Here is a 23,187-nt window from a genome sequence, read left to right on the forward strand (position 1 = left end):
AAGTGACAGTACCGTCTTGTGCAACAGTGTAGGTACCCTCACCGTCAATAGTCTTAGTTGTGCTACCATCGTCAAAGGTGGCTGCAACATTATCATCCATCGGTACAAGTGGGTCACCTGCCGTGAAGGTTGGTTGACCACTTTGGACTTGACCCTGTTTACCTGTTGATGTAGTGTCTACTCCCGTTGGAGTCACTTTTTCTACTGTTGGGGTATAAGTGGCTGTCACTGTCGTACCGTTCTTATCACTAGCTTGAACAGTGATGGCTGGGGCTACACCAACAAAGTCTTTCTCTGGCGTGAAGACAATTCTATTATTAGTCTTATCTAAACTATAAGTACCAATCTTCTTACCATTGGAAGTGAATACTTCTACAGGTTGTTCTGTAGTCTGTCCTGTTGCATCTAATAATGTAATAGAAACAGAATCAATTTGTGCTTTTGGTGTATCTGCGCCTGGTATAAAGTTAAGCGTATTTCCACTATTTGAAGCATTTTCATCATCTACAAAAACAATAGTAGATTTTTGCTCTTGACCTTGAAGACCTGTTGTTTCTGATGAATGAGAGGTTGGAGTAACTTTTTCTACTGTAGGTGTGTACTTAGCAGTCGCTGCTGTACCGTTCTTGTCAACGCGTTTAACCGTTACAGCTTCTGCTGTACCTGTAAAGCTTGAAACGGGCGTAAAGGTCACTGTACCATCAAAGGCAACTTCATAAGTTCCTACACCAGTAACCGTCTTAGTCGTTTCACCATCGTCAAACGTAGCTCTTTTCGTACTATCCATTGGAACAGACGGATCACCTGGTGTGAAGACTGGTTGACCTGTTTGGATTTCACCCTGTTTACCAGTAGAAGTCACATCAGTACCTTTTGGCACAACTGCGGTAACTGTTGGAGTATACTTAGCAGTCACTGCTGTACCATTCTCATCATAACGTTTAACTGTTACACCTTCTGTTGTTCCTATGTAAGTTGAAACCGGAGTGAAAGTGACAATACCATCTGCTGAGACTTCGTAAGTTCCTACACCAGCAACCGTCTTGGTCGTTTCACCATCATCAAAAGTCGCTACTCTTGAGTTATCCATTGGAACAGATAAGTCACCTGGTGTAAAGATTGGCTGACCTGTTTGGACTTGACCTTGAAGACCAGTTGAGGTAACGTCTGTACCCGTTGGAACAACTGCGGTAACTGTTGGGGTGTAAGTCGCTTCAACTGTCGTACCATTCTTATCACTAGCTTGAACGGTAATAGCTGGTGCAACACCAACAAAGTCTTTTTCTGGCGTGAAGACAATTCTATTATTAGCCTTATCTATGCTATAAGTACCAACCTTTTTACCTGCTGAAGTGAACACTTCGACAGGTTGATCAGTGTATTGATCACTCGTGTTTTTCAATCTAATATTGTCAATTGTAATAACACCCTCAGGAATATTGGCACCTGGCATAAAGTTAAGTGTATTTCCATTATTTGAAGCATTTTCATCATTCTCAAAAACAATAATTGAACTTTGTTCTTGCCCTTGAAGACCTGTTGTTTCTGATGAATGTGCTGTTGGTGTCACAGCTGTAACTGTTGGGGTATACTTAGCGGTCACACTTGTACCGTTCTTATCAACACGTTTAACTGTCACACCTTCTGCTGTGCCTGTGTAAGTAGGAACTGGGGTGAAAGTGACAGTACCATCTGCTGAGACTTCATAAGTACCAACACCATCTACTGCCTTAGTGGTTTCACCATCATCAAAAGTGGCTGGAACTGTATTATCCATTGGAACAAGATCATTACCTGGTGTAAAGATTGGCTGACCTGTTTGAACTTGACCTTGAAGACCAGTTGAAGTAACGTCCGCGCCCGTTGGAACAACTGCGGTAACTGTTGGCGTATAAGTGGCTGTCACTACTCTACCATTTTTGTCATTAGCTCGTATAGAAATGCTTGGAGCTGTTCCTATAAAATCTTTTTCTGGGGTAAATATAACAGCATTTGCTACTTTATCTAAAGTATATGTTCCTATTTTTTTACCTGTTGCATTTATAACATCAACAGGTTGATCAGAAACTTGACCGGAAGCATCTAATAAAGTGATTGAAGAAATTTCAATTTGTGCCTTAGGTGTGTCTGCACCTGGAATAAAATTAATTGTTTGTCCAGGATTAGCATCATTTTCATCAATCGTCAAAATAATTGGTGATGTTTGTTGTTGTCCTTGAATTCCAGTAGTTTCAGAGGACCTAGATGATGGTATAACAGCTATAACTGTTGGTATATAAACACCATCCATAGTTGTGAAGCCATTAATATTTTGGTTAATATTTTCCAAACCATTCAATGTTGTGTTTGAAGTCCAACCAGTTGTTTGTCCATTTTTGTCAGTTGCTCTTAAAACAACACCATCAGCTTTGCCTACAAAACTTGCAACAGGAGTGAATGTGACTGTGCCATCAGAAGTAACAGTATAGGTTCCTTCTCCTTGTTTTGTATAACTGTCTACTAAAGTACCATCAGGTTTTACAATTTTTATAGCAATAGCTGTATCAATTGTATTATCCGTATTAAAATCAGTTTTTAATTTACCAAAAGCTGTGAAATTAATTTTCGCACTTTGTTGTTCACCTTGATTAGCAGATGTTTCTTTTAATTCACCCTTTGGTGGGTGGATAGTTTTAATAAGAAAATCTTCTACTTCACCAGAAGTGGCTAAATCTACTGGATATTCAATCTCTTCTGATTTGAGAGCAATTCTGACACGAGCCCCTAGAGCAGCAATTGAGGTATTTATAATTTGAGGAGCATTTTGAAAAACAAGATTAACAGGACCATCAGAAGTCACTTCAGTCATTGCAGAAGATTCGTTATCATCAAATTGACCATTATTGTTAAAATCAATCCAGCCTTTGACAAAAGCCCTAGCATTACCATTTCTATTTGCCTTTATTGAAAGAGTGTACTCATGATTTTCTGCTTGATGGATAACAAATGGTTGTCCATTTGCTGATAATTGTATATCTCCCTCGTCAGCATCATCATTGTTATCATCTCTAAACCACTCACTACCAGATCCTGTTGAATCTGATTGATCAATATCATAATCTGGTTTCACGGTTCCAAGAAATGGTGCTGGGTCTCCATTTATGTCTCTAATAGCATGAGCAGCAGAACCATAAGAGCCGGGAGCATCACCAATATCAGTTAGTAAAAAACCCATTTGAGCAGTTTGACCACCAATGGTATTCATGTAGATACCAACTTCTGTCGCTCCCGATGTTGCAACAACAGGAACACTATATTGATCCTTACTGGTTCTAACGCCACCAAAAACTTTTGATCCTAATCCACCTGTTGTCTGATCTGGGTTTGCCCAATATTCTGGTTTAAAGCCTGCGTTTGCAATGCTTGCTAAGTCTGAGGCTGAGTTAACTGTATATCTGAGATTACTTTCATTTTGCTTAATAGTAGCAATTTCTTCCCAGTTTGAACCATTCGTTGTAAAGATATTGGTTTCATGTGCCTTAGCTTCTTCACCATCAGCCATTAAAATAGTAACCGGTACTTCTTGGTTTTTATAAATAGCTGTAACTTTTAAGCGCATTCCGACATTAAACCCGCCTTGTTCAACACCAAAATTGGTCAGACGATCTTCTGTGCTCAAACCTGACAATCTGACATGAGACCAAACTGGGTCTTGTCGTTTTAAAATAATGTCGGTTGGTCTTCCACTCCACCAACCACTTTTATCACTACGGTATCTGTTAACAGCGTTAGGATTGTATCCTTTGTTTGGATCTCCACCAGTACGTTCTTTATAAAAATCAGTTGCCTCAAAAGGTTTTAATTCTATAACCTCTGCTCTAACGGTAAACCCTGGAGAAATTTCTTTTTGGAATACCGTTCCTATTTGAAGAGCCTTTGTTCCATTATTTAAAACTTTAACATTGGTTAAATCATTATCATCAGTGAAATCAACCCAAACAATTTGTTTGCTTAATTTAACTAAATCGAGATTTTTTTCTCTTGGAGTATCATTGTTACCATTCCTAAAACCTGTTCCTGAAGGAATTTGCTGCCCTTCATTTGAAGGACGAGGTAGTGCATTGTCCTTTGAATCATCAGTTGGTTTATCAGAATAAGAATTACTGTCTTCAGAAGCGTTATCAGATAGTTTACTAGTATTTAGTTCTGTTTTATCTAAATTATCGGTTTTAGGCGCAACAAAAGCCGTAGATTTATCAGTCTCTACAATTTCTGAAAAATCTTCAATATCTTCTGATGTGTCGTCTAAAGCATTCGTTGATTTTTCCGTTTCATTTGAAATATCAGATGCTATTATTTCTTTATTTTCTTCAGAGGTTTTATCCTTACTTTCAGATAAAACTAAATCCTCTGAATCAGCATTAATATCGTCATCACTTTTTGTCATTTCCTCTGACACAGTTAAATCAACTGTATCATTTTCTGTTGCAATCGGATTTGAATCACTTGAACTATTGACAGTTGCTATTGTTTCTTCAACTTGATCAGGAACAGTTTCTGAAAAGGTTTCAGAAAGAGCTGTTTCACTCACAACATCATTACTTCCCTCAGATTCAATAAGTAAGCTAGCAATTTCATTTTCATTAGTTGTTTCTGCTAAAATAGTATCTGTTGATGCTATCGTATCATCTGCTTGTACGGTTCCAGCAAAGACAGCAAAAACGGTCCCAATTAAAACAGAGGCCGCACCTATTTTAAATTTCTTAATGGTAAAACGCTGTTTACTCTCCAAATTATTTTTTCTTTTTAACATGTCATCTCCTTTTTTTATCAGACAAAAAGTTGTGTTTACCTTTTAGTATAGGCTTTATTACTACATTTGTCAATGTATTCGATGTTTTTAGTGCTTCCAAAAAATTGTTTTTATAAAAATATTTATAAACAAAAAAGAGAGGATTTTATCCTCTCTTTTATCTAATTTCTGCATCTAACTCTATAGCAAGAGCTGTGATAATTTTCTCAATATAATTAGTCACTTCTTCGTCAGTTAAACTATCCGTTTCTTTTTGGAAAGTGAAACTGTAAGCCATTGATTTCTTGTCAGCTTCAATATTAGTACCACTATAGATATCAAATAATTTAATATCTTTGAGATTCTTAACTTTAGCTTTTTTAATAACAGAAATAATGTCATCATGTGTCACATTAATATTAACAAGTACAGCTAAATCTCTTGAAACAGCTGGGTATTTAGTAATCTCTTTAAAGATGATTTGAGATTGCCATAGGTCTTCTACTTTTTGCAAATCAATTTCTGCAACATAAGTTTCTGAAAGATCATAATCTTTAGCCATTTGAGGATGAATTTGCCCAACAAAACCAAGAACAACATCATCTTTCAAGATTAGAGCTGTTCTTCCTGGATGCATATTTTCAATCGTTGTCGCTTGATAACTAACAGAGATATTTAACTGATTAAATAAGGTTTCTAAGATACCTTTGGCATAAAAGAAATCAACCGGTGTTGCTTTGGTTTGGAAATCGTTATCTGTTACTAAACCAGTCACAGCAAAAGCTAATTTGCTGGTTTCATTAGGTAGTGGTGCTGTCTGCTCTGTTTTTGGTTCAAAAATTTTACCAATTTCATAAATAGCAATATTTTTAAGATTACGAGCCTTATTATAGGCAACAATATCAAGCATTCCTGCTATCATGTTTTGTCTTAGAGTAGAGCGATCACTCGTCATTGGCCACATCAATTCCGTTAATTCTTGTGGATTTTGAGTAAAGGCAACAGCTTTTTCTGGTGTTGTTAAAGCATAAGAAATCACTTCTGATAAGCCTTGTGCTTCTATAATATTTCTTACTTTTCGACGTAATTTTTGAGTTTTGGTTAACTCACCAACCGTTCCTCCTGTACTTGGTAGAGTTATTGGCAACTTATCGTAACCATAGATTCGAGCAATTTCTTCAACAAGGTCAGCTTCAATAGAAATATCCCAACGACGTGGCGGTACTGAAACAGAGAACTCAGTAGCATTACCACTTAGACCAAATCCTAATTGAGCCATTATTTTTTCAATATCAGCATAGACAAGTTCAGTCCCAAGACGAGTATTGACATAATCAAGATTGGAAGAGACCACTTTATCCTCTAAGTGTAATTCTCCAGAAGAGACAATACCAGATAAAACAGCACCATCTGCCAATTCTGATAGCATGGCAGCAGCATAATCAAGCGCTTCAAGGACTGTAGCTCGATTGATCCCTTTTTCAAAACGTGATGATGATTCCGATCTAAGGTTTAGACGACTACTTGTTTTTCTAACATGTTGCCCATCAAAAACAGCAGCTTCAAGGACAACTGTCTGAGTATTGTCATCAATCTCAGTTGATTGACCTCCCATAACCCCAGCAAGAGCAACAGGTTTATCGGCAACAGTAATCACCATATCCTCTGACGTTAAGCTTCTTTCTTCTTCATCTAAAGTGATGATTTTCTCGTTTTCTTTGGCAAGTCTTGCGACAATAGCTTTTTCTTCAAACTTATCATAATCAAAAGCGTGCATTGGTTGACCGAAATAAAGTAATACAAAATTAGTGACATCAACCACATTGTTAATTGGTCTAATGCCTTGATTCATTAAAATATTTTGTAGCCACTGTGGGCTTGGTTTAATCACGACATTTTCAACCACACGCGCAGCATAAAAAGAAATTTCTTGATTGGCAACTTGTACAGATAGTAAATCTGAAACTTTTTTATCTGTTTCTACAAACGTTTTTTCTTCAAATTGAACAGGTTTATCATAGATGGCAGCAACTTCGTGTGCTACTCCTCTCATTGATAAAGCATCAGCTCTGTTTGGTGTGATGGCTAATTCGATAATCTCATCGTCAAGATCAAGGTATTTAAAAATTGAATCACCAACAAGTGCATCATCGGGAAGACGGTAAATATTATCTTGGTAGTCTTTAGGAATAACAGCATCGGGGACACCAATTTCACTCAAGGAACAAAGCATACCGTAGGATTCTACTCCTCTAATTTTTCCTTTTTTAATTTTACGATTACCAACAATTCTTGCACCTGGAATGGCAACAATCGTTTTCATTTCTAAATCAACTACCTTGCCACCACAAACGACTTGTATTGGTTCTTCTTCACCAATATCAACTTGGCAGACGGTCAAGTGTGTTTCTGGAATTTTTTCTTTTTCAACAATTTGACCAACGATTAATTTAGACAGACCTTTATCTAAGCGTGAAACACCTTCTACTTCGATTCCTGTAGTTGACATTTTTTCTGCTAATTCTGAACTTGGCACATCAATAGCAACTAATTTTTTTAACCATTTATAACTAACTAACATATTTTTCCTTTCACTTTTATATCTTACTGTTTCATTGAGATGAATACAAGGTTATAAAGATGGTGTTCTTAGTTGAATTGCTCATTAAAACGTTCGTCACCTTGATAGAAACCTCTGATATCGTTAATACCATAACGTAACATCGCAATACGTTCTTGACCTAGTCCAAAGGCAAAGCCTGAATATTTTTGAGCATCAACACCACTCATTTCCAGAACATTTGGGTGCACCATTCCTGCACCTAAAATTTCAATCCAGCCAGTGTATTTGCAAACGTTACAACCAGTTCCCCCACACTTGAAACAAGAAACATCGACTTCAACTGATGGTTCTGTGAAAGGAAAGTATGATGGACGTAAACGAATTTTTCGGTCATCTCCAAACATTTTTTGACTAATCACTTGAAGAGTTCCTTTTAAATCACTCATTGAGATATTCTCACCTACAACTAAACCTTCAATTTGATGAAATTGGTGACTATGTGTGGCATCATCTGTATCACGTCTAAAGACACGACCTGGTGAAATCATCTTGAGAGCACCCTTAGAAAAGTCGTGCTTGTCCAGGGTTCTTGCTTGAACAGGACTCGTATGCGTTCTTAATAAGACTTCTTCAGTAATATAAAAAGTGTCTTGCATATCACGAGCCGGGTGGTTTTTTGGTAGATTCATTCTTTCAAAATTATAATAGTCTGTCTCCACTTCAAAACCATCAACAACTTGAAATCCCATCCCTAAGAAGATATCTTCAATTTCTTCATTGATTTGAGTTAAAATATGACGATTCCCATGTTTAAGCTGTTTTCCAGGAAGTGTCACATCTATTTTCTCTGACTCTAGCTGTTTTGCTATTTTCTCATTTGAGATAGCTACTGCTTTTTCTTCAAAAGCCTTGGTTAGAGCGTCTCTAACCTCATTAGCTTCTTTACCAATAATGGGACGCATCTCATTAGATAAATCTTTTAAACCTTTTAAAATTTCAGTGAGCTTACCTTTTTTCCCAAGAACAGAAACTCGGAGATCTTGAAGTTCTTTAGCTCCATCCAAGGACATTGTGTCAATGGTTTCTAGAGTCTCAGTTTTTAATGATTGTAATTCTTCTTGTAGTGTCATTATAATCCTTTCTTAATCAAAAAAAGTGCCAATGCTCCAATTATTCGGAGCGTTGACACGCGGTACCATCCGTTTTCATCTAGTTAGACTAGATCTTAATTTGACTATCTGTCCTATTGAGTGAATTCGCTAAATTAACACTTTGTGAACTTCCAGTCACGGTCCACATTCCCTGTTAAGCTTTCCTTTAGTTACTAGTCTCACAGATAAGTATTCAATTACCGTTATTGTAACAAATTTCCTATCAGTTAGCAAGATGTTACCTAACAAAAAATAAGAGATACAAAATCAATACATTATTTACTGAACCAATTGTTCGGCATCTTTTAATTTGACTGAGACTATTTTTGAAACGCCTGATTCTTGCATAGTCACACCATAAATGCTATCAGCAGCAGCCATTGTCCCTTTTCTGTGGGTAACGACAATAAATTGACTGGATTTATCAAAGCGATTCAAATAGTCTCCAAAGCGTTTAACATTAGCCTCATCGAGTGCAGCTTCAACCTCATCTAGGATAACAAAGGGAATTGTCTTCACACGGATAATCGCAAATAAGAGAGCTAAGGCAGAAAGAGCCTTTTCACCACCACTCATTAAGTTGAGTGATTGAATTTTTTTACCAGGAGGTTGAACAGATATTTCAACACCAGATGTTAGTAAGTCACCTTCTGTCAACTGTAAATCTGCTGTACCACCGCCAAACATTTGCTTAAAGGTTTGCTTGAAACTTTCTCTAACAGCTTCAAAAGTTGTTTTAAATCTTCCTTTTACTTCATCATCCATATCATGAATGGTTGATAGCAACAATTCCTTGGCACTGGTTAAGTCAGATTTTTGTTCATTTAAGAAATCTAATCTTTCTTTCACCTCATCATATTGCTCAACAGCATCTAAATTCACTGGTCCTAGTTTTTTAATAGCATTAAGGTATTGTTTTAACTGCTCTTTTGCTTCAAGCATATTTTCAATTTCTTTTGCTTTTTCTTGAGCTTTTGTGAAACTCAACTGATAATCTTCTGATAACAGTGTTGCAAATTGGTGTAGTTTGCCACTAATCTGTTCAATTTGTGACTCTAACTGTGTTTGTGTTCTAATCAGTCCCTCATTTTGTTGACTCATTTTTTGAATTTGTTCTGAAATATCATCTAAAGCCCCTTCACAATCATCCCACTCATATTGTAAACGAACTGATTGCGACTGGTAGTCTTCTTTTTCTTTTTTTGCCTTATCTAGCTGAATGTTAAGAGTCGGTAATTGATCTTCATTAATAGCATTAAGGTGTTGATTTAAAAGATCCTTATTTTTTTCAAAATCAATCTCTAACTGACTGAGTTCCCCTTTTATTCTCATCAAGTTAGCTTCTTCAAATTTCAATTCATTCAACAAATCACGCTCAATTAAACGCTCTTTAGACAGGGATTCGTTTAATGAGTCAACTTTTTCAATAATACTATCTTTATCTTTCTTGATTTTTTCGATTTCGCTAGTAACAGATAATTTTTCCTTAGCTATTTTCTCTATCTTAGTTGTAATAGCTGCTTTTTCTTGTGTTAACGCATCAAGGCTAGTATTTTTTTGATTATTTTCAAGATGTTGAAAGAGTGTTTCTTTATCAGCTAACTGTTTTGTTAAACGTGACAACTCAATTGATAGTTTTTGTTCTTCTAATCGTGCTTTTTCACCATCACTCTTTGTTTGCTCAATACTTTCAGAAAGCATGCTTGTCTCTTTTTTCAACGTTTCTACACGCTTTTCATCAGTCAATACTTTTGCTTTTAATTGGTTAATATCACCAGTTAGACTTTCTAGTTCAGGTTTAATGAATAAGGTATTATTTTGACGATTTGCACCACCTGAAAAAGAGCCTCCTGGACGAATTTCTGTCCCATCAAGAGTGACTATACGCACCTGATAATTCACCAACCGGGCAGCTTCATTGGCTTGATTGGTATCCTCAAAAATAACAGTCGTTCCAAGCAAGTAATTAAAAATAGTTGCTAGGCTTGAATCAAATGACACTAACTCACTGGCAAGACCAAGGTAGCCTGTTGCTTTTTCCAATTGTTTTTGATAATGAGACGATAACTGTCTTTGTTTAATTGTCGTTAGTGGTAAAAATGTAGCACGTCCTTGACGTGATTTTTTAAGAAAGTCAATGGAGCGTTTGGCCGCCTTTTCATCAGCAACAATAATGTGTTGACTACTAGCACCAAGAGCAATTTCAATAGCGGTTTGATATTTTTTATCAAAGGAAATTTTCTCACTAACAGCACCAATAATATTTTTTATCTCATTGGCATGCTGAAGAACGAACTTGACCCCACTATAAAACTGGCTATGATTTTTAACAATAGCCTCTAAACTATTTTTGCGCGCTTCTTTACCTTTTAGTTGATCTAATCGATCAAATAAATCTGTTTGACTTTTTTGATACAAATGCTCTAACGTCGCTAAGTCAGAAACTTGTGAGTGATACTCTTTTAAAAGTTTTTCAACTTCTTGTTTAGCATCGTCATGAGCTTTTTGCGCATTTTGAAGTTCAGTTTTTAAGGCTTCTAATTCAATTGTTAGTTGCTCTTTTTCTTTTGCCTTATCTTTCAAAGATTCCTCTTGATTGTCAATAGCAACAGAAATAGAAGTCAGTTGATTAGAAAAATCTGCTTCTTGATGCATTAAAGCCACAAAATCTTCTCGAAAACGTTCAATAATATCATCAGGATGCGTTGAAAAGCGCTCCAATTCTTTTTCAAGAGTAGTGATCTTTTGTTTAACCTGATGGCTTTTTTCTTCTAAAGATATCAAATGCTCTTTTTTAGTTTGTAATGCCTGTTTTAATTGCACTTGCTCTTGGTTAATTTTGTCTAATGTTTCTTTTGTAAGAGCTTGTTTTTCCTCTTTTTGATTTGACTCTAATGTGATAATTGCAATTTTTCTATCAAGCTCACTGATCAGTCGAGTCAATTCTATCAAATCATTTTGAAGCTTATCTTTTTGTTCAGATAATTGATGACGTTTTAATTTTAAAGATTGGTTTTCTTTTTCTAAAGCATCCTTTTTAGCATAAAAGTGTTTTAAATTGTCAGAAACTTCTTTTAACTTAGCATTTTTGTCTGATAAATTTTCTTTATAAGTAATGATATCAGCTACCAAAATATCAAGATATAGAGCTTTTCTTTTATCCTCTAATGACAGATATTCTTTAGCGGCTTTTGCTTGTTTTAACAAGGGTTTAATTTGATTATCTAATTCATAAATAATATCATCTAATCGATCTAAATTATTTTGTGTTTGATTGAGTTTTGTTTCGGTTTCTTTTTTCTTGGTTTTATATTTTAAAACACCAGCAACCTCTTCAAAAATAGCTCGTCTTTCTTCTGGCTTACTGTTAAAAATCGATTCAACACGACCTTGGGAAATAATCGAGAAAGAGTCTCTTCCAAGTCCAGTATCCATAAACAAGCTATGAATATCTTTCAAACGAACTTTTTTACCATCAATTAAATAATCACTGTCACCATTACGATAGACATGACGTTCTACTTTTATTTCTTTATTAGCATTTGCAATAAAACCATCGCTATTATCTAGTGTTACGGTTACTTGAGCATAATTAAGTGCTTTACGACTTTCAGTACCTGCAAAAATAACATCGGGCATTTTACCACCACGAAGATTTTTAGCACTCGATTCCCCCAAAGCCCATCTTAAACTTTCTGTGATATTACTTTTTCCTGAACCATTTGGACCAACAACTGCCGTAATCCCTTGATTAAAATCAATTTTTGTTTTATCTGCAAAAGACTTAAAACCATACATTTCAATTTGCTTTAAGTACATTTATGACCTCTTTTTAAAAGCTTCAAGAGCATTTTTTGCTGCTTCTTGTTCTGCTAGTTTTTTAGATTTCCCAACACCAGAGCTAACCTCTTTATTATCAACTAAAACAACGACTTCAAAGGTTTTTGCATGAGCTGGACCAGATTCTTTAACGACCTGGTAATCAATTAAAACATCTCCTTGAGATTGGAGTAATTCTTGAAAATTTGTCTTATAATCTAAAACACGTTCAAATTTTCCTTCTTCTACTAAGGGAATCATCACCTGATCAAGAAAGGCTTCTACAGCTTCAACACCAGAATCAAGTAATAAAGCACCTAAAAAGGCTTCAAATAAATCACCTAAAATAGTGTCACGATTACGACCCCCAGACTTTTCTTCGCCCTTACCTAGTCTAATATATTTATCAAATTCACAAAATCTAGAAAAGCCTGCTAAACTTTCTTCACGAACAATCATAGATCGCATTTTTGAAAGGTCACCTTCTGCTTTTTTAGGGTATTTTCTAAACAGATAATGGGAAATAATCATTTGAAGAACGGCGTCTCCTAAAAATTCCAAACGCTCATTATGTGAAATCTTTAGGAGGCGATGTTCGTTAGCATAACTAGTATGAGTGAAGGCTGTCTTTAATATTTTTTTGTTGTGAAAAACAATTCCAAAATCATTCTTTAATTTTTTATCTAATCCTCTCATTTTCTCTCCTTTCAGCTTAATTCTTGTTATTATTATAACAAAAAAAACTCAGAATAACTATTCTGAGTTGTAACATCCTGATAAGATATCATTTAAAGTTAGCTTATCATAATTTTAACAGTGGTGAGGCTGAATCTGGTGACGTATCATATATTTTGAAATCTTGGTCCACACCAAAATCTGCTCTCATCAATTCTGTTTCCATTGTTAGACGAGCGAGCTCTTTTAAATTATTTTCTTGACTAAGATGCCCTAAATGAATTCTCTTAGTTTTACTTCCCAAAGTTCTTATCATTGTTTCAGCACTGTCATCATTAGAAAGATGTCCCTCATCTGATAAAATACGTTGTTTAAGACGCCAAGGATATTTTCCTGAACGTAAAATATCAACATCATGATTAGATTCAATCAAATAACCATCAGCATTTTCAATAAGACCAGATAAGCGATCACTAACATAGCCTGTATCAGTTAGTAAGACAAAACTTTTATTATCTTTCATGATACGGTAAAATTGGGGATCGATAGCATCATGACTAACACCAAAGCTTTCGATGTCTAAATCACCAAATATTTTAGTGGTACCACGTTCAAAAATGTGTTTTTGAGCCACATCTAATTTACCAATTAATTTATCCATAACAGACCATGTCTTTTCATTGGCGTAAACATCTAAGTTAAATTTTCTTGCTAAAACACCGACACCCTGAATGTGATCACTATGTTCATGCGTGACTAAAATAGCATCCAAATCCTCAGCTTTTCGATCTATTTCAGATAGTAGTTGAATAATTTTTTTCCCTGATAAACCAGCATCAATAAGCAACTTTTTTTTAGGTGTTTCAATATAAAACGAATTCCCTGTTGAACCAGAGGCTAAAACACTGTACTTAAATCCTAATCGTTCTTCCATTTATCCGACTGTATCCTCCCATTCATCAACAGAAATAGCGTCTTTTTCATATGGTAATACAATGGTAAAGGTTGAGCCATGCCCATAATCACTTTTAGCCCAGATAAAACCATGATGCTGTTTAATAATTTCTTTTGCAATAGATAAACCTAATCCTGTCCCACCTTGTTGTCTACTTCTTGCTTTATCAACACGGTAAAAACGGTCAAAAATAAGAGGCAGATCTTTTTTAGGAATACCTAAACCTTCATCAGATATCGAAATAATCAATTGTGTATCTGTTGTTCTCATGTTAATCTTGATTTTACCACCATCTGGAGAGTATTTAATAGCATTATTGATAATATTATCAATCACTTGTGTCATTTTGTCATTATCAATTTCAATCCAGATAGATTGAAGGGGATAATCTCTTACAATCGTGTATTTTTTTTCTGACGTTTCTCGATTTAATCTGATTTGATCAAAACGATTCAAGATAAAAGTCATAAAAGAAGTAAAATTTGTTAATTCCACATTGAGTTGGGTTGCCTGATTATCAATCCTAGATAAATTTAAAAGATCATTAATCATTCGCATCATGCGGTTAGTTTCATCAAGGGAAACTCTAATAAAATTAGGCGCAATCTCATCTCTTAACGCTCCATCATCAAGAGCTTCAAGATAGGACTTAACAGATGTTAATGGTGTTCTCAATTCATGACTAACATTCGATACAAACAAACGACGCTCACGTTCTTCTTTTTCTTGCTCGGTTGTATCATGTAATACGGCAACCAAACCAGAAATAAAGCCACTCTCTCGTCTATTCAAAGCAAATCTTATTCTAAGCGTAACAAATTCTCCGATATCATTACGACGGTTAAGAACAACTTCAGGTGTTTTTGACACCAAATCATGATAGGTATACTCATTATCAGCATCAAAAATGTCTAAAATGTTTAATTCAAGAGCCTCTTCTCTTGTTAAATTGAGTTGTTTTTGAGCAGTATCATTAATCATGATAATTTTACCACCTCGATCAGTTGCAAGAACACCATCACTCATATAAGCAAGAATGCTTGATAATCTATTGGTTTCTTGTGATAACTTATCATGCGTTAAATGAAAAACTCGAGATAAATCATTGATGTTTTCAGCTAATTCAACCAAATCTTGACTTGATTTGACATCAAGAATTTCTGAATAATCACCAGCCATCAATGAATAGATTTTTTCATTCATTTGTTTAATCGTTTTAGCCTGACGATAATCTTTTAAGGCTGAATAAACAAAATAAATTGCTGCTACTGTTAGTAAAATTAATAGAGACAGCTCAAAAAGTGTTAAATCATCCGATACATTATTCATAATTTTTCATATAATAACCAACACCGCGACGTGTCAGAATATATTCTGGTCGACTTGGTTGGTCTTCAATTTTTTCACGGAGTCTACGAATAGTAACATCAACCGTTCTAACATCACCAAAGTAGTCATAACCCCAAACAGTTTCCAACAAGTGTTCACGTGTCATCACTTGACCCATATGAGTTGCTAAGTGATGAAGTAATTCAAATTCACGATGGGTTAAGTCAATTTCAGAACCATGTTTTTGAGCCACAAAAGCATCTGGAAGAATTTCTAAATCTCCAACAACAATCGTTGGTTTCAATCCTTTTTTATTATCTTCTGAAGCGGCTGTTTCAATATTTTCAGTACGACGTAAATGAGCTTTAATACGTGCCAGTAATTCTCTGTTTGAAAATGGTTTTGTAACATAATCATCAGCACCAATTTCTAACCCGATAACTTTATCAAACTCACTATCTTTTGCAGAAAGCATAATGATTGGAAGATGGCTTGTTTTTCTAACTTCTTTTGCCACTTCTAAACCATCTAACTCAGGCAACATTAAATCCAAAATAAGTAAATCAGGCTTTTCATCGTTGAATTTTTCTAAAGCTTCTCTGCCATCAAAAGCAGTAATAACGTCATATCCTTCTTTGGTTAAGTTAAATTTAATGATATCCGAAATTGGCTTTTCATCATCGACAACAAGTATTTTTTTCATAATGGCCTCTCTCTCGTTTTATCACGGATTCTTTTAATATCCATTTTATACTATTACTCCTTATGAGTAAGTAGTTACAATTATTTCCTAAATTATACCAAATTTACAAAAAAATAGAAACTTTCAATCACTAAACACTAATAAAAAACTAAAAGATAACAAAAAACTTTCTCATTTAAGAGAAAGCATTAATCTGTTAAAGTGATTTGACCAGTGTCATAATCAATTCTCAGTCCTTTTTGAACATTTGGAATAAAGACATTAAACTCTATTGATCCATCAGAAGATTTGGCTTCAATTTGTCGACCTCTAGCTACAATGTCATTATCATCATAAATTAAGGTCACTCGGTAACGGATAATTTTATTATTATCTAATCCTTTACGTACAATTGTTTCATAATAATTTTGGCCGGTAGAAAACTGACTATTTGCTTGGTTGGACCACGCAGTTTGTGTGGCAATATTTTGTGGATTACTAGCTGAAGGATCAAATCCTCTTAAATTACCAATTAAAGAATAAGCAACAAGATGACCACGATCAACAGCATGATCAAAATCACCTGTTAAATCATAAACTTGATGCCAACCAGGTGGTGTCCAAGATGTTGAACCATTGCCTGTTTCTTCTCGGTTTTTATATTGACGAGTATTCTTAGTCAATAAAGTATTAGCCACCGTTGGGATGACTTCTCCTTTTATTTTTTTGGTTTTAATATCAATATAAGGAGCACTTGTGACCTTAGCGTTTAAATCGGTTTGATTATGATTAACGATAAAGGCCCCAGCATTATTCCATTCTATCTCTTGACCGATTTGTTTGATAACAGAACTTGTTAAAACCGATCTAGCTAAAGCTTCATCAGGTGTACTATCTTGAAAGGAAATATTTTCTGAATTTTGTTTGGAATTATCCTCTACAAATAATTGTGCTAACTGCTTGATCGGATGACTATTTGAAATGGCATCATTTGAGACAATATAAGATAGCCCCAAAACGATAATAACAGATAGTAAAGAGATAATTGCTTTTTGTTGTTTTTTTGTTTTTCTAGCCATAAAATCCTTTCATTTAGGCAATAGCAACTAGTTTCCAGTGAACTTACTAATGATTGCTTGCCAATGATCTATTGATAAAATAGACAAAGGGTCTTTTCCACCACCAAAAAAACTATAACCTATCATTAAGCCTATTGCTAAAAAACAAAGACTTAAAACAGCTACCAATGCTACTAGACCAAATTTCTTAGCAACATCGAGAAATCTTTCTTTCATTCTTATTCTCCACTAACTCTTTTAATGTGAGCACCAAGTTTGGATAATTTTTCATGGAATTGATAATAACCACGATCAAGATGGATTAATTTACCAACTGTTGTTGTCCCTTCTACTGCCATTCCAGCTAAAATAAGGGCTGCACTAGCTCTTAAATCGGTTGACATCACAGGGGCACCCTGCAGTTTTCTACCACCATGGATGATGGCAGTATCACGTAAAATCTCAATAGTTAATCCCATACGGCGCATCTCTTCTAAGTGTTGAAAACGATTCTCAAATACCGTTTCAATCATCGTTGATTCACCTTTAACCATGGCCATTAGGGCCGTAAACTGAGCTTGCATATCTGTTGGAAAACCCGGGTGAGGCATCGTTTTAACTGTAACAGGTTTTAATTTTTCAAGATCAGATTTAACACGAATGCCACCTTCTTCTTCGGTCACCTCAACTCCCATCTCTCTTAATTTTGAGATTAAAGGGCGATTATGTTCCCAAATCGCATCTTTTACGAGAACATCACCACTAGTTATGGCAGCCGCTACCATAAAAGTACCTGCTTCAATTCGGTCTTGAACAACACCATGTTCAGCACCATGTAAGCTATCTACACCAATAATCGTAATCGTTTCTGTACCAGCTCCTTTAATATTTGCTCCCATTTTATTTAACAAAAGAGACAAATCAACAATTTCAGGCTCTCTCGCAGCGTTTTCAATAACTGTTTTACCTTCTGCTAATGTTGCTGCCATCATTAGATTTTGAGTAGCACCAACACTTGGGAAGTCCATATAAAAATGAGCACCTTTTAAACGTTTAGCAGTTGCCGTAATATCACCATTTTCCTGATGAATTTCAGCCCCCATCGCTTCTAAACCTTTTAAGTGTAAATCAATTGGACGACTTCCTATTGTACAGCCTCCGGGCATAGAAACCTTGGCATAACCGTTACGAGCCAATATAGGTCCTAAAACAACAATTGAAGCTCTCATTTTATTGATAAATTCATACGGTGCAGTTGCTAATATATCACCGGTTGCATCGACTAATATTTCTTTTTTCTCTTCATCAAAATCAACAGAAATATTTAAGCCACGAACCACGTGATTCATTGTATAGACATCAGATAAAATCGGAACATTTTTTAATAACGTTTTTCCTTTTGAAGGTAAAATAGTAGCCGCCAAAAGTGGAAGAACAGCATTTTTTGCGCCTTCAATAACCACTTCTCCTTTTAGGCGGGTGTTACCACCTTCAATAATAATTTTATCCATAATACGTCTCCATTCTATAGCTAAGATAATGCTAAAAATTAATTATTTTTTGATATTAAAAGAACAAAAATAGCCTTTGTGATATTTCAATTATTGTAATGATAAAGTTACTCACCATAAAACCAATGCTAATACTGATAAACAAGATAAGTAACTTAATTTTGCCGACATTCAAGGTTGGTTGTTTTACGATTTTTCCCCAGTCAAATAAGGTGACAAGCAATTGGTAAGTCATTCCTATCAATACTAGGTGAGTAATAAAACGAACCATTAAATCAATCATTTCCATCTTTCTATTATAACAAAAAAAAACAGAGATGACAGTAAATTGTTTACCCGCCTTGCTCTAAGACTCGTTTTCCTTTTTTAAAATAAAAAGACTTGGTACTCCCAAGTCTTGTTGGATTTTATTTATTACCAACTGAAATACGATTGATAGCTCTTTGTAGAGCAACTTTAGCACGTTTCATCTCATCAATCTTATGATCTTTTTGTGCTTCTTCAAGAGCTTGTTCAGCACGCATTTTAGCACGTTCAGCGCGACTAACATCGATATCACGTTTGCGTTCTGCAGAGTCAGCAACAATCGTAATCAGATTATTCTTGATTTCTAATATACCACCATTAACAGCAACCCAATCAACATGAGAAACATCATCAACACGTCTAATTTTGACTTCATGAACCTCTAACGGTGCAATCATGTTGATATGTTTTGGTAAAATCCCAATTTCACCCGCTTTAGTATGTGCTAAAACAAAAGCTGCATGGTGATTATACTTGAGACCGTCCGGTGTCACAATTTGTACCGTCATATGTTGCATTTGATTACCTCACTAAAAGCCCATTTTCTTAGCTTTTTCAATCACATCTTCAATTCTTCCGACACTTCTAAAAGCATCTTCAGGAAGATCATCATACTTACCTGCCAGAATTTCTTTAAAGCCACGAACTGTTTCTGAAACTGGTACATAAGAACCTGGTTGACCAGTAAATTGTTCAGCCACATTAAAGTTTTGAGAAAGGAAAAATTGGATACGACGAGCTCTACCAACCAATGTTTTTTCTTTATCAGATAATTCATCCATACCAAGAATAGCAATAATATCTTGCAATTCACGATAACGCTGAAGAACTCTTTGAACTTCAGTAGCTACTTCATAGTGCTCACGTCCTACAATTTCAGGGGATAAAGCGCGAGAACTTGATGCCAAAGGGTCAACAGCAGGATAGATACCCATTTGTGTTAACTTACGTTCAAGGTTTGTTGTTGAGTCCAAATGTGCAAATGCCGTTGCAGGAGCTGGGTCTGTATAGTCATCAGCTGGGACATAAATAGCTTGGATTGATGTTACAGAACCTTTTTTAGTTGAAGTGATACGCTCTTGTAATTGTCCCATCTCAGTAGCAAGCGTTGGTTGATAACCAACGGCTGAAGGCATACGTCCTAAAAGCGCAGAAACTTCAGAACCAGCTTGAGTGAAACGGAAAATATTATCAATGAATAAAAGTACATCTTGACCTTCAACATCACGGAAGTACTCAGCAATGGTTAAACCTGTTAAGGCAACACGCATTCTTGCTCCTGGTGGCTCATTCATCTGCCCAAATACCATGGCAGTTTTTTCAATAACACCAGATTCCTTCATTTCCCAATAAAGGTCATTTCCTTCACGCGTTCTTTCACCAACACCTGTAAAAACAGAAATACCACCGTGTTCTTGAGCAATGTTATGAATTAATTCTTGAATAAGAACGGTTTTTCCAACTCCGGCACCACCAAAGAGACCAACTTTTCCTCCCTTAAGATAAGGTGCTAGTAAGTCAATCACTTTAATCCCAGTTTCAAGTATTTCAGTAGAGGTTGCTAATTCATCAAAAGAAGGTGCCTTTTTATGAATTGGTTGACGTAGCGCTTGATCTGAAAATGGTTGTTCTAGGTCAATTGTTTCTCCTAAAACATTAAATACACGACCAAGTGTTTCTTTACCAACAGGGACACTAATCGGACGACCAGTATCAAACACTTCTAATCCTCGTTTTAAACCATCTGTTGATTCCATAGCAATAGTACGAATCATACCATCACCAAGTTCAAGAGCTACTTCTAAAACGATTTTTTGTTTTTTGTCGCCGTCTTTATATACAACTAGCGCATTATTTATCTCAGGTAATTGATCTCCTGTTGCAAACACAACATCAACTACTGGACCAATAACTTGAGCAATTTTGCCTAAGCTCATGTATTTCTCCTTTTTCATATTATTCAAGTGCATTAGCACCAGCTACAATCTCTGTAATTTCTTGCGTTATCGCTGCTTGTCTTGCACGATTGTATTGAATGGTTAAATCATTAATAACATTTTTAGCATTATCAGTTGCTGTTTGCATTGCTGTCATACCAGCGGCATGCTCAGCTGTTTTAGCATCAACAATAGCACCATAAATCAGACTTTCAGTGTATTGAGGCAACAACTGTTCTAAAATAACTTCACGATTTGGTTCCAATTCAAAACTGCTAATATCTTCTTCTGTTGCCTCTTTAGCATCTAAATCAGCAATAGGAAGCATTTGTTCAACACGAACTTGACTAGTTAGACTATTAACATGGTGATTGTAACAAACATAAACTTCATCAAATAATTCGTTTTTATACATTTCAACAGTTTTTGAAAGAATTTGTCCAACTTGTTCAAAGCTTGGTTGGTCTTGTAAACCTCTCAGTTCAAACAAAACATTCATTTTTCTAGCTTTGAAAAAATCTGAACCAACACCACCTATTGAGATAATGGCATAATCATCACTGTTTGAATGATATTCTTCAATAATGTCCATCATGGCTTTTAATATTTTAGAATTGTAGCCACCGACAAGGCCTTTATCAGAAGTAATAACAACGTAGGCTGTTTTTTTAACTTCTCTTGCAACCAACATTGGATTAATACTTTCACCTGATAATTCTGATTTTAGTAAATCAGTTGTGATTTGACGAATTTTTGAAGCATAAATTTGAAAATGTTTGGCAGCTTGTTCTGATTGAACTAATTTTGCTGATGATACCATTCTCATCGCACTTGTAATTTTACTTGTTTTTTCTGTTGAAATAATTTTTGATTTTATTTCACTGAGAGAGCCTACCATTTAAGAACCCTCCTTTATTTATACTGTGATTGATCTTTATATGCTTGAATGGCTTCATCCAAAACGGCTTCTTCTGGAAGATCTTTGGTTGTTCTAATCATCTCAAAAATAGTTTCATAATTAGAATCAAAGTAGTCATAAAGACCTTGTTCAAAATTAAGAATATTATTGACTGGAACATCATCTAAGAAGCCATGGGTCAAAGCATAAAGAATAACAACTTGTTTTTCTACAGGTAATGGTTTATGTAAAGGTTGTTTTAAAACTTCTACTGTACGACGACCACGATTTAACTTAGCTTGTGTCGCAGCATCCAAATCAGAGCCAAATTGGGTAAAGGCTTCTAATTCTCTATAAGATGCTAAGTCTAAGCGCAAAGTTCCCGCTACTTTTTTCATGGCTTTAATTTGAGCACTACCACCAACACGAGATACAGATGACCCTGCATCAATAGCTGGACGAATACCTGAATTAAATAAACTTTCTTGAAGGAAAATTTGACCATCCGTAATCGAAATCACATTGGTTGCAATATAAGCTGAGATATCGCCGGCTTGTGTTTCAATAAATGGAAGAGCTGTAATAGAACCACCACCTAATTCATCAGAAACTTTTGCAGATCTCTCTAATAAACGGCTGTGAAGATAGAAAACATCACCTGGATAAGCTTCACGCCCTGGCGGACGTCTTAGCAAGAGTGATAACTCACGATAAGCAACAGCTTGTTTTGACAAATCATCATAAACAACAAGAACGTGTTTGCCATTATACATAAACTCTTCAGCCATAGCGACACCAGCATAAGGTGCAATAAATAAAAGTGGCGAAGGTTGTGAAGCAGATGCAGTAACAACAATAGTGTAATCAAGAGCACCGTAGCGTCTTAATGTTTCTACTTGTGTTCTAACAGTAGATTCTTTTTGACCAATCGCAACATAAATACAAATCATATCTTGACCTTTTTGATTTAGAATCGTATCGATTGCCACTGCTGTTTTACCTGTTTGTCTATCACCAATGATAAGTTCTCTTTGACCACGACCAATAGGGACTAAGGCATCAATGGCTTTTAGTCCAGTTTGTAATGGTTCTGATACTGATTTACGCTCCATAACACCTGGTGCAGGCGCTTCTACTGGGCGTGTTTTATCAGTCTTAATATCTCCCAACCCATCAACAGGTAGTCCCAAAGGGTTAACAACTCTACCTATGAGTTCTTCTCCCACCGGAACTTCCATAATTTTTCCAGTTCGTTTAACGAGATTACCTTCACGAATAGAACTAAAATCTCCAAGAATGATGATACCTATATCATTTGACTCCAAATTTTGAGCCATGCCATAAACACCATTTTCAAATTCAAGGAGTTCACCACTCATGGCATTATCAAGGCCTCTTGCTCTTGCGATACCATCACCAATGTAGGTAACTATACCTGTTTCACTGACGTCAAAATCTGGCTGAAAATTTTCTATTTGCTTTTTAATTAAAGCGCTAATCTCTTGTGCATTAATTGCCAAAAGCCACACCAC

16 protein-coding genes are annotated in these 23,187 nt (G+C 35.5%); all 16 read right to left on the reverse strand.

All coding sequences use genetic code 11. The features are described from left to right. A partial coding sequence (locus tag N7659_RS04950; RefSeq protein WP_263276105.1) for a GEVED domain-containing protein occupies positions 1 to 4,792 on the reverse strand: 4,792 nt, incomplete at its 3' end. A 157-nt stretch (positions 4,793 to 4,949) separates the two neighbouring features. Further along, positions 4,950 to 7,352, reverse strand: a complete 2,403-nt coding sequence (gene pheT / locus N7659_RS04955; protein WP_263276106.1) for a phenylalanine--tRNA ligase subunit beta — start codon at positions 7,350 to 7,352, stop codon at positions 4,950 to 4,952. Between the two features lie 68 nt (positions 7,353 to 7,420). Continuing rightward, on the reverse strand, positions 7,421 to 8,464 hold the full coding sequence (pheS, locus tag N7659_RS04960) for a phenylalanine--tRNA ligase subunit alpha (protein WP_263276107.1): 1,044 nt from the start codon (positions 8,462 to 8,464) through the stop codon (positions 7,421 to 7,423). A 300-nt stretch (positions 8,465 to 8,764) separates the two neighbouring features. Beyond that, positions 8,765 to 12,304 (reverse strand): chromosome segregation protein SMC, encoded by a 3,540-nt coding sequence (smc, locus tag N7659_RS04965; RefSeq protein ID WP_263276108.1) that lies wholly within the window; start codon positions 12,302 to 12,304, stop codon positions 8,765 to 8,767. Continuing rightward, positions 12,305 to 13,000, reverse strand: coding sequence for a ribonuclease III (rnc, locus tag N7659_RS04970; RefSeq protein WP_263276109.1), 696 nt, complete (start codon positions 12,998 to 13,000; stop codon positions 12,305 to 12,307). Between the two features lie 106 nt (positions 13,001 to 13,106). Then, complete coding sequence (locus N7659_RS04975; RefSeq protein ID WP_263276110.1) at positions 13,107 to 13,913, reverse strand: MBL fold metallo-hydrolase; 807 nt, start codon at positions 13,911 to 13,913, stop codon at positions 13,107 to 13,109. Beyond that, complete coding sequence (gene vicK, locus N7659_RS04980; RefSeq protein WP_263276111.1) at positions 13,914 to 15,263, reverse strand: cell wall metabolism sensor histidine kinase VicK; 1,350 nt, start codon at positions 15,261 to 15,263, stop codon at positions 13,914 to 13,916. Then, positions 15,256 to 15,966, reverse strand: a complete 711-nt coding sequence (gene yycF / locus N7659_RS04985; RefSeq protein ID WP_263276112.1) for a response regulator YycF — start codon at positions 15,964 to 15,966, stop codon at positions 15,256 to 15,258. The genes vicK and yycF overlap by 8 nt, the downstream gene beginning before the upstream one ends. Positions 15,967 to 16,154: 188 nt before the next feature. After that, positions 16,155 to 17,024, reverse strand: a complete 870-nt coding sequence (locus N7659_RS04990; RefSeq protein WP_263276113.1) for a DNA/RNA non-specific endonuclease — start codon at positions 17,022 to 17,024, stop codon at positions 16,155 to 16,157. A gap of 27 nt (positions 17,025 to 17,051) precedes the next feature. Then, entirely contained in the window at positions 17,052 to 17,240 is a 189-nt protein-coding gene (locus tag N7659_RS04995) for a DNA-directed RNA polymerase subunit beta (RefSeq protein ID WP_263276114.1), read from the reverse strand. A gap of 2 nt (positions 17,241 to 17,242) precedes the next feature. Beyond that, positions 17,243 to 18,514: a UDP-N-acetylglucosamine 1-carboxyvinyltransferase gene (murA, locus tag N7659_RS05000; protein ID WP_263276115.1), complete on the reverse strand. Its 1,272-nt coding sequence runs from the start codon at positions 18,512 to 18,514 to the stop codon at positions 17,243 to 17,245. 55 nt (positions 18,515 to 18,569) lie between these two features. Beyond that, on the reverse strand, positions 18,570 to 18,797 hold the full coding sequence (locus tag N7659_RS05005) for a DUF1146 family protein (RefSeq protein WP_263276116.1): 228 nt from the start codon (positions 18,795 to 18,797) through the stop codon (positions 18,570 to 18,572). Between the two features lie 124 nt (positions 18,798 to 18,921). After that, on the reverse strand, positions 18,922 to 19,338 hold the full coding sequence (locus tag N7659_RS05010; protein WP_263276117.1) for a F0F1 ATP synthase subunit epsilon: 417 nt from the start codon (positions 19,336 to 19,338) through the stop codon (positions 18,922 to 18,924). A gap of 12 nt (positions 19,339 to 19,350) precedes the next feature. After that, positions 19,351 to 20,757: a F0F1 ATP synthase subunit beta gene (gene atpD, locus N7659_RS05015; RefSeq protein WP_263276118.1), complete on the reverse strand. Its 1,407-nt coding sequence runs from the start codon at positions 20,755 to 20,757 to the stop codon at positions 19,351 to 19,353. 19 nt (positions 20,758 to 20,776) lie between these two features. After that, on the reverse strand, positions 20,777 to 21,655 hold the full coding sequence (locus N7659_RS05020; RefSeq protein WP_263276119.1) for a F0F1 ATP synthase subunit gamma: 879 nt from the start codon (positions 21,653 to 21,655) through the stop codon (positions 20,777 to 20,779). Positions 21,656 to 21,669: 14 nt separating this feature from the next. Next, on the reverse strand, positions 21,670 to 23,175 hold the full coding sequence (gene atpA, locus N7659_RS05025; RefSeq protein WP_263276120.1) for a F0F1 ATP synthase subunit alpha: 1,506 nt from the start codon (positions 23,173 to 23,175) through the stop codon (positions 21,670 to 21,672). Positions 23,176 to 23,187: the final 12 nt, after the last annotated feature.

It is taken from the genome of Streptococcus sp. CSL10205-OR2 (assembly GCF_025660655.1).
Lineage (GTDB): Bacteria > Bacillota > Bacilli > Lactobacillales > Streptococcaceae > Streptococcus.